The organism is Staphylococcus schweitzeri (assembly GCF_002902405.1).
In the GTDB taxonomy this organism is placed as follows: Bacteria; Bacillota; Bacilli; order Staphylococcales; family Staphylococcaceae; genus Staphylococcus; species Staphylococcus schweitzeri.
Map to the genome: position 1 here is coordinate 30,018 of NZ_PPQS01000035.1, position 14,217 is coordinate 44,234.

Here is a 14,217-nt window from a genome sequence, read left to right on the forward strand (position 1 = left end):
CATCAAATATAGCGTTTTTATAACGGAGGCGTTTGTTATGACTAATGAAATAGATAATAAAAAAACAGTAGCGACTTCTGACAACAAAGACACACAGCAACAAAATCAACCTGAAGAAGACGAACGTCAAGGTTTGAATGGTTATCGTAAAACAGATCTTGATTTAGAAATCGAGCAAGAGCTACGCGAAATGATGAAAACAGGAGAAAATGAAACGAAAAACGATTACAAAAAGTTTAAAGTGTTTTCTCTTATTTCAACGCTTGTCATTGTCATTTTAGCAATTATACGATTTGTTCATAAAATGATGTAACCTTCGTCATTGATCCTAGGACATTGATTGATGTCTCAGGCTCCGGTTACTCATCATAATTGCAATATATACGATTAAATAACCCGAGATTTTAGTATGATTCATTTCACTAAAGTCTCGGGTTTCTATTTGATGATTTATAATGGGGCATGGCTTGTATATGCGCCTGCCTTTTATCTCATTTCCAATGATTAATCTGGATATTGTTCTAAAAATGCTTTCGCTTCTTTATTAACTGTTTTAAAATCAATACCTTGTTGCATCGCTGCAAAGACACATCCACAATAACACTGCCTAAAGATATTATAGTCATTACACATTTCTATGGAACGCTCATAACCTTTACTTTTCTTAAAATCACTTGGCAAATAGTTCACATCGTATATTTTTTGGACATCCATACCAAGTTCATTGATTAATTGTGCGTTCTTTTTAGGTGATAACGTGATTGCACTACCAAAATAATCATAACCATGTTCTACAGCTGCTTTCGCTACAATATCCAAACGCATTTCAAAACAAGCGGTACAACGTAAGCCGCCTTCTTTTTCATCAGCTAATTCTTTATCTTTAACCATTTTCATAAATTTGTGCGGTTCATAAGGCGCTTCAATATATTTAACATTTGCACCAGTGTTGCGATTAAAATCTTCCACAAATTGTTCTTGTACTTTAGCGCGTCGTAAATATTCATTTTTCGGATGAATATTTGAATTTGCAAAGTAAATTGCAATATCTGCATATTGTGTTAAAAACTCTAATGTATATGTACTACAAGGTGCGCAACAACTATGTAATAAAATTTTAGGTCTGATTGCTTCTCTTTCCCATTGCCCGATTAACTTTTTAAGCACCTTGTCATAATTAATTTTTTGATTTTTCATTTTACCAATAATTGGTTCAGCATTAATCATGATTTAACCTCCCACATTTAATCACTAACTTCTATTATATATGATTTATATTAAATGTCAGTCATAAATTTTAGAAATTCATTTTAATACATTTATATCCCGAAAATCTCTTACGTGCTTGAAAACATTTTCAAATTAAAAGTTTAAAGCAATAAATTATACATACCTTACTAGGTCCTTCGAATTTAAAGTCTATTATAAATACTTTTACAGATTAATCATTTATACATTTTATTTTTGCAATTTCATCCTACAATTTACCATGTATTTTTCAAAAAATTGATTTCAATTCATCGTAAAAATTATACTTTTGTCTATTTTTAATGTAACATGATTTCAGTAATAAAAATAATACATTGAGGTGTTTTACATGACAACATTATTCCCTTATATCGCTTTTGAAAATTCAAAAGAAGCCCTTGCATATTACGAAGAAGTATTTGGTGCAACTGATGTTAAACGTTTAGAAGTTGGCGAAGAACAAGCGTCACATTTTGGTATGACTAAGGAAGATGCTCAAGAAGCAACTATGCATGCTGAATTTGAAGTGCTTGGCGTAAAAGTTCTATGTTCTGATTCTTTTGGTCGCGCTGACAAAATTAATAATGGCATATCATTATTAATTGATTATGATGTTAACAATAAGGAAGATGCTGATAAAGTTGAAGCATTCTATGAGCAACTTAAAAATCATTCTTCAATTGAAATAGAATTACCGTTTGCTGACCAATTCTGGGGTGGCAAAATGGGCATCTTTACCGATAAATACGGTGTTCGTTGGATGTTACATGGTCAAGACTATACCGCAATCCAACAATAATGTTATAGCTGAAGATACCATTTAATAAAATGACGTTATTTAGAAAGGCAAGCCTCTCTCGATTCATGGCTTGCCTTATTTTATTGTATATTTTTAATTATCGTTGCAGGCCCTTGATTGACAATCGTACTAAAATGCCTTATTAAGTCAACTTTGTCTATACGGTTTGGATCTTCTACCCAATGTCTTATCAAAGACAATCCCGCACCTGAAACATAACTCATAAAATAAGAAAATGGTATACCATCAATTTGGTCATGTTCGTTTTTATATCGTTGTAAATGACACATAATTAAGTCATATAGTTTTTCATGTATATTTGAATCTTTCCCCATACGAAACATCAATTGATAAAATGCGATATCTTTCTCTATCATATCTATTAAAACAGTCATAATTTGATGGATGTTATCAGTGGACAACTTAACTGCTTCATTTAAGTTGTCATCATGAATAAAGTCTCTTATTTCTTCCAACTGCTGATTTTCTAATTTTTCCAGTAAATCATATTTATCATAATAATGCGTATAAAACGTACTACGGTTAACATCAGCTAAATCTGCAATTTGTTGCACAGTAATCTCTTCTAATTGTTGTTGATGTAAAAGTTCTATAAATGCATTTTTTATTGCAACTTGTGATTTTCTAATACGTCGATCTAATAGTCATATGTATCAATTCCTCCCCAATGATTATTAACAATTATAAACGTTATGTTCATTATCCTACAAATCTCCAACATTGATGATTGGCACCCAATGTTTACCTGTTTAATATAAGTGATATAAACAAACAGAAAAGGTGATAACAATGAACCAACAATTATTAGGAAATCCAAAATTAACTGTAACTAATGTCAATGAAGTGAAAGCTGGTATTAACCACATCGTTGTCGACAGTATTCAATATGGAAATCAAGAAATGATTATGGAAAAAGATGTCACTATAGAAATGCGCGATGGCGAAAAACTATATATTAATATTTTCAGACCGAATAAAGATGGCAAATTCCCTGTAGTAATGTCTGCAGATACTTACGGTAAAGATAATAAGCCTAAAATTACAAATATGGGTGCACTCTGGCCAACATTAGGTGCTATTCCGACATCTAGTTTTACACCTGAAGAATCACCTGACCCAGGATTTTGGGTGCCAAATGATTATGTCGTAGTTAAAGTTGCATTACGCGGTAGTGACAAATCAAAAGGCGTCTTATCTCCATGGTCAAAAAGAGAAGCGCAAGATTATTACGAAGTGATTGAATGGGCAGCGACACAGCCATGGAGTAATGGAAATATCGGGACAAATGGTGTTTCTTATCTTGCAGTGACTCAATGGTGGGTCGCATCATTAAATCCACCACATTTAAAAGCAATGATTCCTTGGGAAGGCTTAAATGATATGTATCGTGAAGTGGCATTCCATGGTGGTATTCCTGATACGGGCTTTTATCGCTTTTGGATACAAGGTATATTTGCGAGATGGACAGATAATCCGAACATTGAAAATTTGATCCAATCACAACAAGAACACCCACTGTTTGATAATTTTTGGAAGCAACGTCAAGCACCATTACATCAAATTAAAACACCTCTACTAACATGTGCAAGTTGGTCCACACAAGGTTTACACAACCGTGGGTCATTTGAAGGGTTTAAACAAGCTGCATCAGAGGAAAAATGGCTATATATTCATGGACGTAAAGAATGGGAAAGCTACTACGCTAGAGAGAATCTCGAACGTCAAAAAGCATTCTTTGATTGTTACCTTAAAGAGGAAAATAATGATTGGAAAGATACACCTCGCGTCATTTACGAAGTCAGAGATCAATTTTACAAAGGTGAATTTAAAACATCATCAGCGTTTCCTTTACCAAATACCAAGTATACACCTTTATATTTAAATGCTGAGAATCACACATTAAATCATACAAAAATTAGTAGCGAGCATGTGACACAATATGACTCTGAAAATAACCAACAAGACGTGCGTTTTAAATATACATTTGACAAAGATACTGAGTTAGTTGGGAACATGAACTTAAAACTATGGGTAAGCACAACGGACTCAGATGATATGGATTTATTTGCAGGTATTAAAAAGTTAGATCGACGTGGTAATGAAGTTAACTTCCCTGATTTTAACCATATTGAAAATGGTCAAGTGTCAACGGGTTGGTTGCGTGTATCACATCGTGAATTAGATCAAGAAAAATCTACAATTGTACAACCATGGCATACACATGAAACAGAATTAAAGTTGTCACAAGATGAGATTGTACCTGTGGAAATTGAATTGTTACCTTCAGGAACACTATTTAAACAAGGAGAAATATTAGAAGTTGTTGTAAAAGGTAGTGAAATTGTAACTGGTAATAGTACACCTGGAATGAAAACACGTTACGAACATGAAGAAACTGTAAATAAAGGCATACACATGATTCATACTGGTGGTAAATATGATTCACAATTAATCATTCCTGTAGTTAATTGATATGTGACGTTTACGGTCGCTTTTAATTATAAACAAAATATAAATAAAGCAACTCGAAATAGTGAAAGCATTTTATAACAAAAGAAGACCACACACTTGGAATCTTTGATATGCATCCCAAAAGTTGGACTAGAATCTAACTTAATGGGGTGTATTTTTTATGACTAAACATTACAAATTTGAATTAAAAATAGTCCAAGAATACTTAAAAAGTTCATTAAACTATCGTACTTTAACTGAAAAATATAATTTAACTAGTAAAAGAACCATTAAAAGATGGATTAATAAGATAGACATAAAAATAAAAACCTCTAATAGATAACTACATTGTTATCTATTAAAGGTTTCTAACTTTTACTATTTAATTTTATAACACTATCGTATTTTCTTTTTCATGAATCATTTCAATAATGACATTGTCTTCATTCATTACTGCTACTTTAGGTGCATGGTTTTTAATTTCTTCTTCATTCAACTGTGCATAAGTCATGATTATGACTACATCGCCTACTTCAACAAGTCTTGATGCTGCACCGTTTAAACAAATTTTACCACTACCTCTTTCACCAGCTATTACGTATGTTTCAAAACGTGCACCATTATTATTATTCACAATGGCTACTTTTTCATTTGGCAAGATGTCTACCGCTTCCAATATATCTGAATCAATCGTAATGCTACCTACATAATTTAAATTTGACTCAGTCACTCTTGCTCTATGAATTTTAGCATTCATCATTGTTCTTATCACTTTATTCAGCTCCAATTATTATATTATCTATTAAACGCGCTTTTGAAAATTTAACAGCTAACGAGATAAATATGCGTCCAGTTATTTCGTGTTGTTCTACTAATTGAGGATAACTATAAACAGCAACTTCTTCAATGCGTCCACTTATATGTGATTCAAGATATTGAGTAACCTTGTCTATAATTACTTTACTTTGACGTTCACCGTCTTGATACAACGATTGTGCTAATAGCAAACTTTTACTTAAATGTACCGCTTCTTGTCGTTCTTTCTCCGTTAAATAAACATTTCTTGAACTTTTCGCCAAACCATCTGCTTCTCGAACGATATCAATACCAATGATTTCAACAGCATGATTGAAGTCTTTTACCATTTGCTCGACAATAGCCAATTGCTGGGCATCTTTTTTACCAAAATAAGCATAATCCGGCATAACAATATTAAATAGCTTATTAACTACTGTTACCACCCCATCAAAATGCCCTGGACGCTTCGCTCCTTCTAACACATCAGCTAATGGACCTACTTTGACATCAATACCTAATTCACCTGGATACATATCTTCAACTGTAGGATGAAAGACAATATCAGCTCCTACTTCTGTTACTAATTCTAAATCTTTATCAATTTGTCTAGGATACGCATCAAAATCTTCGTTTGGACCAAATTGTAATGGATTAACAAATACACTCACAACTGTAATATCATTTGTACTAACTGATTCACGTATCATCGTTAAATGTCCATCATGTAAAGCTCCCATTGTTGGGATAAAACCAATCGTTGTGCCAGAGCGTTTTGCTGCTTTAACAATGTGTTGCATCTCTTTGACCGTAGTAATCAGCTTAGTCATTGTTATTAACCTCATTCATAATTTTCTTTTTATACGTATATTCTTCTGATGGAAATGCACCAGATTTAACTTCTTGATCGTATTGTTTTAAACCATCCACACCAACACTAAAATCAGCAAATTGCTTCACAAATTTCGCTTTATGTTCAACACCATAATTTAACATATCGTGATAAACCAATACTTGACCATCTGTACCTTTTCCTGCACCAATACCAATGACTGGAATTGTTAAGTGCTTGCTAATTTCTTCTGCTAAATCATTTGGAATTGCTTCAAGTACTAACGCAACTGCACCAGCTTGTTCTACATTTTTCGCATCTAAAATAAGTTGCTCCGCTGCTTCTTTCGTTGCACCTTGTAATTTATACCCCATAACGCCAACACTTTGAGGTGTTAATCCTAAATGTGCAACAACTGGAATGCCAATTGCTGTTGCTTTCTCAATAAACGGAGTAATATGTGCACCTTCTGCTTTAATCGCATTTGCTTTTGTCTCTTGATAAAGTCTTAAAGCATTATTTAAATCTTGAGTCATAGAAATACCTACTGCACCAATTGGCATATCAACAACAATAAACGTATTTGGTGCACCTCTTCTTACTGCGCGACCGTGATGAATCATATCAGCTAATGTTACTTGTACCGTACTTTCATAACCCAGTACTGTCATACCTAATGAATCACCAACAAGAATCATATCTATACTTGCTGCTTCAACTTGTTTGGCACTTGGAAAATCATAAGCTGTTACCATAGAAATTTTAGTTTTCTTTTGTTTCATATCTATTAATTGACTTACTGTTTTCAATGTTATTCAACCTCTTTTTACAGTATTATTAGAAATAGTATAATTAATCTTTTATAGAAAGGAAAGAAGAAGATGTTATCAGTCGCGATTATTGGCCCCGGCGCTGTTGGTGCAACAATTGCTTACGAATTGCAACAATCAATACCTAATACAACGCTTATCGGGAGACACGCCAAAACAATAACATATTATACTGTACCACATGCACCGGCACAAGACATTACTGTGATGGGTTATGACGATGTAACAAATGTATTCGATGTGATCATTGTAGCTGTAAAAACACATCAACTCGCTGACGTTATTCCTCATTTAACACATCTTGCACATGAAGATACGATCATTATTTTAGCTCAAAATGGGTATGGTCAATTAGAATGTATTCCGTATAAACACGTATATCAAGCAGTTGTTTACATAAGTGGTCAAAAGAAAGGCGATGTTGTTACGCATTTTAGAGATTATCAATTGCGATTACAAGATAGTACTTTAACTCGTCAATTTAAAGATTTGGTTCAAAATAGTCATATAGATGTTGTATTAGAAGAAAATATACAACAAGCTATTTGGTATAAATTGTTAGTAAACTTGGGCATTAATTCTATTACAGCACTTGGCAGGCAGACAGTTGCAATCATGCATAATCCTGAAATACGTACACTGTGTAGACAGCTATTACTAGATGGTTGTCGGGTTGCACAGGCTGAAGGTTTAGAATTTTCAGAGCAAACCGTTGATACCATTATGTCCATATATCAAGGTTATCCAGACGAAATGGGTACGAGCATGTATTATGATATTATGCATCACCAACCCCTTGAAGTTGAAGCGATTCAAGGATTTATTTATCGACGTGCACGAGCACATCAACTCGACACACCATACTTAGATACCATTTACAGCTTTTTAAAAGCGTATCAATAACAATGTTAAACATACGCATATATTAAAGACCTTAACGATGTATTAAGAACCACCTGTTCTTAATATCGTTAAGGTCTTCTTATAATATAGGGTTATTCGGCTTCTCTAATTTCTTCAGCCACATCTTTGTAATCTATTTTCGTTTTAACAAATGTCTCATTATTTACTGGGAAATGTTGTTGAAATGTTTCAAAGTTTTGAAGTTCAATGATGACATCATCCACTTCAAAGTCAAGCACATGTCCACCATAACTTCTTTCATCATCCGCAAAATGAATATGGAAACCAGAAGATCCTACACCATGAAATAATTCTGGTGTAAAAAATCCAACAACAGTACCACGAATATTTTGCCTTATTTCTTCCGGCTGTCTGCGAGCTGAATCAATCAAACGTGTGTATGGTGGTTGCTGAGCAGGCATCATTCGTACATGCATATGTTTAAATGTGCCATAAATTTTTACAGCTGAAAATAAATTTTCACTTAACATTTCATTTTTAATTTGTGCAAACACATCTTCTTGTGACAGTTGTTGCAATGAAAAAGTTGTACTTGCTTTAAAATTAGTAATCGATGCATATGGTACTTTCTCATCACCTGTTAACTCTATAAATTGCTTATGTTCATTGGCATGATATGCCTTTCCATCTAGAAAGATTACTTCTCCATCAGAACCCGTTAACGTTGCAATTCCTAAATTACCATGTTCTAATAGTTCATTAATAGTCGCTGTTCCTTCTAATAAGCCAGCCATTAACGTACCTAATGTGCCATGTTGATACAAGACATTTGTCATTCGAAAACCATCTCCCATATAGTATTGCTAGTCGTCATGCTCTAAAATGTACCTCATGTAATATTCCTATCTTATATGGCCAATTACATCTCGATAATTTGTTGCGTGTCATTTATATTTATGAGTCATGATACTTTATTCATTTATTATTTTACGTCAAAAGTGTTCTCTCTATCAATGACTGTACAAAAAATGAACCTATCAATGAAACAAATTACTGCAACTTTGATAGATTCACTTATCACTAACATATCTATTTTAAAAAAATTTAAATCTGAATTAGTCTTCTAACAAGTATTTAATTGAATCGAATGTATCTTCTAATGTTTTAACAGATTTGTCGAACAACGCTTGCTCTTCTGCACTTAATGGCATTTCATAAATTTTAACTGCACCATGTTGGTTAACTAATGTTGGTACACCTAGGTAAACACCTTTGTGACCACCATATTGACCATCTAATTGTATAGAAACATTTAAGACATTATTTTCATTATTTAAAATGGCTTTTGAAATGCGCATCAATGCTAATGCAATACCATAGTATGTTGACCCTTTAGCTTGAATAATTTCATAAGCAGCGTCACGTGTATTTACATAAATTTCTTCTGCTTTAGCTTCGCTACCAGTTTGTTCTTTTAATGTGTCATATACTGAAATACCTGCTACATTTGCTTGTGACCAAACTGCAAGTTCAGTATCACCATGCTCACCAATAATACTAGCGTCAACACTTGAAGGTGCAACACCAAGTTCTTGGCTAATTAAATATTGTAAACGTGCACTGTCCAATACAGTACCTGAACCGATAACACGCTCTGCTGGTAATCCAGTATATTCTTTTACAAATCTTGTTAAAATGTCTACAGGGTTTGCCGCGATTAAGAAATACCCATCAAAGCCGCTATCCATTACACTCTTAACAATGCTCTTCATAATCTTAGTATTTTTTTCAACTAATTGTAAACGAGTTTCACCTGGCTTTTGAGGTGCACCAGCTGTAATAACAACTAAATCTGCATCTTTACAGTCTTCGTATTCACCTGCTTTCACATCAACTGGTGAAGGACTGTGGACTGTACCATGGTTTAAATCTTGAACATCTGCTTTTACTTTGTCTTTTGCAATGTCAATAATTACAAATTCATCAGCAACACCTTGCGTAACCATTGCAAAGGCATAGCTTGATCCTACAGATCCATCTCCGATTAATACAACCTTTTTACCAAATGTTTTCATAATTATGTCTCCTAACCTAATTGAATTTATTTTACACGTGACTACACGTAAAAATATCTATGCTGAAATTAAAGATTAACAATTTTATTTTATTATAATATTATGCTACCAAATTACAAACATAAAACTGAGATGTAAGCGGAGTCAAATTACACTCTAACGCCAATAAATATTGATATCTCAAGCTTTAGCACGTAATTTGAAATTTGTGACAATTTTTAGCATTCTAAAATTGCGTAATGACGCTATTTAAAGGCTTTAACAAACTATTGAACTTTCTATTTTTTTCATTTTAAAAAGGATGGCTATTCGACTTAAATGACTTACTATATAACCTCCTATTTTCCGCCTTACCCTCATCATATTTGATGCACCTTTTTATAGTCAAAGAATTACATTTCATACAAACTAGCCAATCAGACATAAACATGAAATTGATTTTAAAAATATAATGCGCAAAATTGTTAGAAAATTAGCAAAAAATACTACTTATTCATTTAATATCTGTTATAATCAGTTTTATCATTTAAAAAATCTATGGATGTTATCAAGACAAGTCATTAATACGTAACATAAAGTTGTGATTTTTCAGAATTTTTAGACAAAATATTGATTATTTGTGCTATGATATAACATATTAAAAAACACCGTATAGAATTGTTTATGAATGTTTGGGAGGAAAGTTTATGGGAAGTTTTTTCAATAAAATAGCACGAAAAGAGGATCCGGCTATCTATCAAAATAAAGATGGTCATTTAAAGCGTACACTACGGGTGCGTGATTTCTTAGCTTTAGGTGTAGGAACAATTGTATCGACATCTATCTTTACGCTACCTGGCATTGTTGCTGCACAACATGCAGGACCGGCCGTTGCGTTATCATTCTTACTCGCTGCTATTGTTGCTGGTTTAGTTGCATTTACTTATGCAGAAATGGCTGCCGCTATGCCATTTGCAGGTTCAGCCTATTCTTGGGTCAATGTATTATTTGGTGAATTCTTTGGATGGGTTGCCGGTTGGGCTTTATTAGCTGAATATTTTATCGCCGTGGCCTTTGTTGCATCAGGATTCTCAGCGAATTTACGCGGACTTGTGAAACCAATTGGCATCGAATTACCAGCAGCATTATCAAATCCATTTGGTACGAATGGCGGTTTTATCGATATTATTGCTGCTATCGTTATTTTATTAACTGCATTATTACTATCACGTGGTATGTCAGAAGCAGCACGTATGGAAAATATTTTAGTTATTTTAAAAGTATTAGCTATTATTCTATTTGTAATCGTAGGTTTAACAGCAATAAATGTTAGTAACTATGTGCCATTTATTCCAGAACACAAAGTAACTGCTACAGGTGACTTTGGTGGATGGCAAGGCATATATGCTGGTGTTTCAATGATTTTCTTAGCGTATATCGGTTTCGATTCTATCGCAGCAAACTCAGCAGAAGCACTTGATCCTCAAAAGACAATGCCTAGAGGTATTCTTGGTTCTTTAAGTATTGCTATCGTATTATTTATTGCTGTAGCACTTGTGTTAGTTGGTATGTTCCATTACTCACAATACGCAAACAATGCTGAACCTGTTGGTTGGGCATTACGTCAAAGTGGTCATGGTGTTGTAGCAGCTATTGTTCAAGCTATCTCTGTTATCGGTATGTTTACAGCATTAATTGGTATGATGTTAGCAGGCTCACGTTTACTATATTCCTTTGGACGTGACGGCTTATTACCTTCATGGTTAAGCCACTTAAACGACAAACATTTACCTAATCGCGCACTAGTTATACTTACTATTATTGGTGTTTTAATTGGTTCTATGTTCCCATTCGCATTTTTAGCACAATTAATTTCAGCAGGTACACTTGTTGCATTTATGTTCGTTTCATTAGCAATGTATCGTTTGAGAAAGCGTGAAGGTAAAGATTTACCAATTCCTGCGTTTAAATCACCTTTATATCCTGTGTTACCAGCAGTTACATTTGTTTTAGTATTGCTAGTATTCTGGGGATTAGGATTCGAAGCGAAATTGTACACTTTAATTTGGTTTATTGTTGGTATCATTCTTTATTTAAGTTATGGACTTAGACATTCTAAGAAAAATGATGTAGCTGAATACCACCCACCAAAATAAAAATCAAAAAAATCATTTCCCATCTGATTAACATCCAGATGCGGAAATGATTTTTTATTTTATATTAAGATAATCGCTATTACCAACCTTGTCCAGATATGTCATATTGATCTAAGTTGCCTGTTTCCAAAGCAGTCAGTGCATCTTCTATAGTGTTTAACGCCGTGTCTAATTGCTCATATGTTATCACTAATGGCGGTTGGAATCGCAACACATTTCCTGCTACAGCTATAATAACTACGCCATGCTCAAAGCAGTAATTACAAATTTTAAGTGCCGCACTGGCATCGCGTGTTTTAAGTATTTTATCAGAAACGATATCAATTCCTATTGTAAGACCTTTACCTCTAACATCGCCAACACTATCGAATTGAGTTATCCATCGATCCATTCGTTTTCTTACATATGTTCCTTTATCAGCACTAGCTTGAAGTAATGATTGATCTTCAATCATCTTAATAGTTGCTAAAGCAGCTTCACAGCTTACTGGATTGGCACCTGTTGTAAATAAATGTGCAGGCGCTTCTAAACAGTTCATAATCTCTTTGCGTCCAACAATTGCTGACATAGGCATACCACCAGCTAAAGACTTTCCAAATGTAATTAAATCCGGCGTAAAGTTAAAGTGTGATACAGAACTCCATGTGCCTGTTCGTCCAAAACCTTGTTGAATATCATCTACTGCGATTAAAATACCATGCTCACGACAAATCTGTTCTAATGTTTCGAAATAACCTGGAACTGGCTCTAAAAGTCCGCCATCACCTTGTATCGTTTCAATAACAATACATGCAACTTCTTCAGCGGGTAAATATTTCGCAAACATTTCTTTTAATGGCGCTAAATATTCTTCTATAGTATTGGCTTTCGGTTGTTCATACATGCCACGATAATTATCAGGAAATGGAATATGATAAAAACCATTCAAGAGTGGCCCATAATGTTTACGCATATTTAAACTAATCGCTGACATAGACAATGCACCAAAGGTTGAACCATGATATGCATTCGTAAAGCTAATGATATATGGGCGCCCAGTATATGCTCTAGCAAATTTAATAATACCATCATTTGCATCTGATCCAGTTAAACCAAAGGTTACTCTTTTTTCAAAATCTCCCGGTGCAATTTCACAAAGCTTTTTAGCTAAACGTACCAAAGGTTCATGGTACATATATGCTGGAGTATAATGTATAAATTTATCTACCTGTGCTTTTATCGCTGCTGTTATTTCTTTAGGTGCATGACCTACATTTTGAGAACTCGCGCTCGACAACAAATCGATATATGTCTTCCCCTCAATATCAACCAATGTTGCTCCATATCCATGATCAATAACTAATGGATAATATTTAATACGTCCTGATTTCGCAAAATAATGCTCGTCCTCTTGAATTAATTGGCGTGCTTTACTCATATACATTCCCCTCCCAATGACAGTACTTACTCGTAGAACCAGCTATCTAAAAATGATCATAAAATTCGACTAAGAATTACATTTAAATACTGTCATGCCATTTTGAATACTATCCAATATACTAATAAATTTCAGATTTGTAAATATATTCTGATAATTGCGAATTGTATAATCATAATTACCTCTTTGGATATCAACTATTTAATTAGGGAATACAATGAATATATTTCAATTTTACTTTTCGAGGTGATGTGTATGCGTTTAAAAGTATTACTTCATTTTACAGCTGCTATTTTCATATCATTCATGTTGCTATGGATGAACATGTTGATTGATATACTAAGTAAACAAACACATTTAAAAGCTTTATTATTGAATTTAGATTTTCTAATTCCTTCTGACAATGCACCATATACTCTAGAAATAATATGTCACTTACTTATTGGTAGCGTCATTTATTTTGTATTTGTGTTGCTGTTTCGTACTTCTAAAAGGCTTTATTATCTATGTTATATCCCTTTATTTTTATTATTTATAGCATTGTATCCCTTATTAGTATTTATTGCGCAACGTCCAATTTTCCAATTTAGTGTGACAGAATTAATCGGCTGGATTATTACACATATTTTCTTTATGTCATTAATGGCGTTAGTCATACCTAGAATAAAATAATATTTTTAATTAAAATGACAATTATTTTTCACATTTTATACATTTTTCAAGGTTTATGACTTGAGAAATGTTCTCATT

General features: G+C 33.5%; 14 protein-coding genes. 6 read left to right on the forward strand and 8 right to left on the reverse strand.

Going from position 1 to position 14,217, the window contains the following annotated elements; translation table 11 throughout:
- The first annotated feature begins 37 nt into the window (after positions 1–37).
- The gene (locus CD116_RS07570) at positions 38–313 is read left to right on the forward strand and encodes a hypothetical protein (RefSeq protein ID WP_047530856.1); all 276 of its coding nucleotides are present in this window, start codon (positions 38–40) and stop codon (positions 311–313) included.
- A gap of 191 nt (positions 314–504) precedes the next feature.
- Here CD116_RS07570 and CD116_RS07575 read toward each other — a convergent pair whose 3' ends face one another.
- Entirely contained in the window at positions 505–1,227 is a 723-nt protein-coding gene (locus CD116_RS07575; protein WP_047426731.1) for an epoxyqueuosine reductase QueH, read from the reverse strand.
- A gap of 370 nt (positions 1,228–1,597) precedes the next feature.
- Here CD116_RS07575 and CD116_RS07580 point away from each other — a divergent pair, with 370 nt between their 5' ends.
- Positions 1,598–2,047: a VOC family protein gene (locus tag CD116_RS07580; RefSeq protein WP_047530858.1), complete on the forward strand. Its 450-nt coding sequence runs from the start codon at positions 1,598–1,600 to the stop codon at positions 2,045–2,047.
- Positions 2,048–2,127: 80 nt separating this feature from the next.
- On the opposite strand, the gene CD116_RS07585 is transcribed toward CD116_RS07580, so the two are convergent.
- The gene (locus CD116_RS07585) at positions 2,128–2,697 is read right to left on the reverse strand and encodes a TetR/AcrR family transcriptional regulator (RefSeq protein ID WP_047548138.1); all 570 of its coding nucleotides are present in this window, start codon (positions 2,695–2,697) and stop codon (positions 2,128–2,130) included.
- 160 nt (positions 2,698–2,857) lie between these two features.
- Here CD116_RS07585 and CD116_RS07590 point away from each other — a divergent pair, with 160 nt between their 5' ends.
- Positions 2,858–4,540: a CocE/NonD family hydrolase gene (locus CD116_RS07590; protein WP_047548140.1), complete on the forward strand. Its 1,683-nt coding sequence runs from the start codon at positions 2,858–2,860 to the stop codon at positions 4,538–4,540.
- A gap of 367 nt (positions 4,541–4,907) precedes the next feature.
- Here CD116_RS07590 and panD read toward each other — a convergent pair whose 3' ends face one another.
- Genes panD through panB form a run of 3 tightly spaced genes read right to left on the reverse strand, consistent with a single transcriptional unit; the run spans position 4,908 to position 6,955 of the window.
- Positions 4,908–5,291: an aspartate 1-decarboxylase gene (gene panD, locus CD116_RS07595; RefSeq protein WP_000621532.1), complete on the reverse strand. Its 384-nt coding sequence runs from the start codon at positions 5,289–5,291 to the stop codon at positions 4,908–4,910.
- Between the two features lies 1 nt (position 5,292).
- Positions 5,293–6,144: a pantoate--beta-alanine ligase gene (gene panC / locus CD116_RS07600; RefSeq protein ID WP_047548142.1), complete on the reverse strand. Its 852-nt coding sequence runs from the start codon at positions 6,142–6,144 to the stop codon at positions 5,293–5,295.
- On the reverse strand, positions 6,137–6,955 hold the full coding sequence (gene panB, locus CD116_RS07605; protein WP_047530866.1) for a 3-methyl-2-oxobutanoate hydroxymethyltransferase: 819 nt from the start codon (positions 6,953–6,955) through the stop codon (positions 6,137–6,139). The genes panC and panB overlap by 8 nt, the downstream gene beginning before the upstream one ends.
- A 72-nt stretch (positions 6,956–7,027) precedes the next feature.
- Between panB and CD116_RS07610 the strand changes: the two genes are divergently transcribed.
- Positions 7,028–7,879: an oxidoreductase gene (locus tag CD116_RS07610; RefSeq protein ID WP_047548144.1), complete on the forward strand. Its 852-nt coding sequence runs from the start codon at positions 7,028–7,030 to the stop codon at positions 7,877–7,879.
- A 92-nt stretch (positions 7,880–7,971) separates the two neighbouring features.
- Here the strand turns inward: CD116_RS07610 and budA are convergent, their stop codons facing one another.
- A complete protein-coding gene (gene budA, locus CD116_RS07615; protein WP_047530870.1) occupies positions 7,972–8,676 on the reverse strand; it encodes an acetolactate decarboxylase in 705 nt (234 codons plus the stop codon).
- Positions 8,677–8,955: 279 nt separating this feature from the next.
- Positions 8,956–9,915, reverse strand: a complete 960-nt coding sequence (locus CD116_RS07620; protein WP_000846637.1) for an L-lactate dehydrogenase — start codon at positions 9,913–9,915, stop codon at positions 8,956–8,958.
- 686 nt (positions 9,916–10,601) lie between these two features.
- On the opposite strand from CD116_RS07620, the gene CD116_RS07630 reads away from it, so the two are divergent.
- The gene (locus CD116_RS07630) at positions 10,602–12,050 is read left to right on the forward strand and encodes an APC family permease (protein ID WP_047530873.1); all 1,449 of its coding nucleotides are present in this window, start codon (positions 10,602–10,604) and stop codon (positions 12,048–12,050) included.
- A 79-nt stretch (positions 12,051–12,129) separates the two neighbouring features.
- Here CD116_RS07630 and CD116_RS07635 read toward each other — a convergent pair whose 3' ends face one another.
- Positions 12,130–13,467: an aspartate aminotransferase family protein gene (locus tag CD116_RS07635; protein WP_047530874.1), complete on the reverse strand. Its 1,338-nt coding sequence runs from the start codon at positions 13,465–13,467 to the stop codon at positions 12,130–12,132.
- A gap of 255 nt (positions 13,468–13,722) precedes the next feature.
- On the opposite strand from CD116_RS07635, the gene CD116_RS07640 reads away from it, so the two are divergent.
- Positions 13,723–14,139 carry a hypothetical protein gene (locus tag CD116_RS07640; RefSeq protein ID WP_047548146.1) on the forward strand — a complete coding sequence of 139 codons (417 nt, stop codon included), beginning with the start codon at positions 13,723–13,725 and terminating at the stop codon, positions 14,137–14,139.
- The last annotated feature ends 78 nt before the right edge of the window (positions 14,140–14,217 follow it).

Excerpts from the sequence above, each read along its gene's own strand:
- CD116_RS07570 (WP_047530856.1), top strand. The coding sequence starts at position 38 with ATGACTAATGAAATAGATAATAAAAAAACAGTAGCGACTTCTGACAAC.
- CD116_RS07590 (WP_047548140.1), top strand. The coding sequence starts at position 2,858 with ATGAACCAACAATTATTAGGAAATCCAAAATTAACTGTAACTAATGTC.
- CD116_RS07635 (WP_047530874.1), bottom strand. The coding sequence starts at position 13,467 with ATGAGTAAAGCACGCCAATTAATTCAAGAGGACGAGCATTATTTTGCG.
- CD116_RS07630 (WP_047530873.1), top strand. The coding sequence starts at position 10,602 with ATGGGAAGTTTTTTCAATAAAATAGCACGAAAAGAGGATCCGGCTATC.
- budA (WP_047530870.1), bottom strand. The coding sequence starts at position 8,676 with ATGACAAATGTCTTGTATCAACATGGCACATTAGGTACGTTAATGGCT.
- panC (WP_047548142.1), bottom strand. The coding sequence starts at position 6,144 with ATGACTAAGCTGATTACTACGGTCAAAGAGATGCAACACATTGTTAAA.
- CD116_RS07580 (WP_047530858.1), top strand. The coding sequence starts at position 1,598 with ATGACAACATTATTCCCTTATATCGCTTTTGAAAATTCAAAAGAAGCC.
- CD116_RS07640 (WP_047548146.1), top strand. The coding sequence starts at position 13,723 with ATGCGTTTAAAAGTATTACTTCATTTTACAGCTGCTATTTTCATATCA.
- CD116_RS07620 (WP_000846637.1), bottom strand. The coding sequence starts at position 9,915 with ATGAAAACATTTGGTAAAAAGGTTGTATTAATCGGAGATGGATCTGTA.
- CD116_RS07575 (WP_047426731.1), bottom strand. The coding sequence starts at position 1,227 with ATGATTAATGCTGAACCAATTATTGGTAAAATGAAAAATCAAAAAATT.
- CD116_RS07610 (WP_047548144.1), top strand. The coding sequence starts at position 7,028 with ATGTTATCAGTCGCGATTATTGGCCCCGGCGCTGTTGGTGCAACAATT.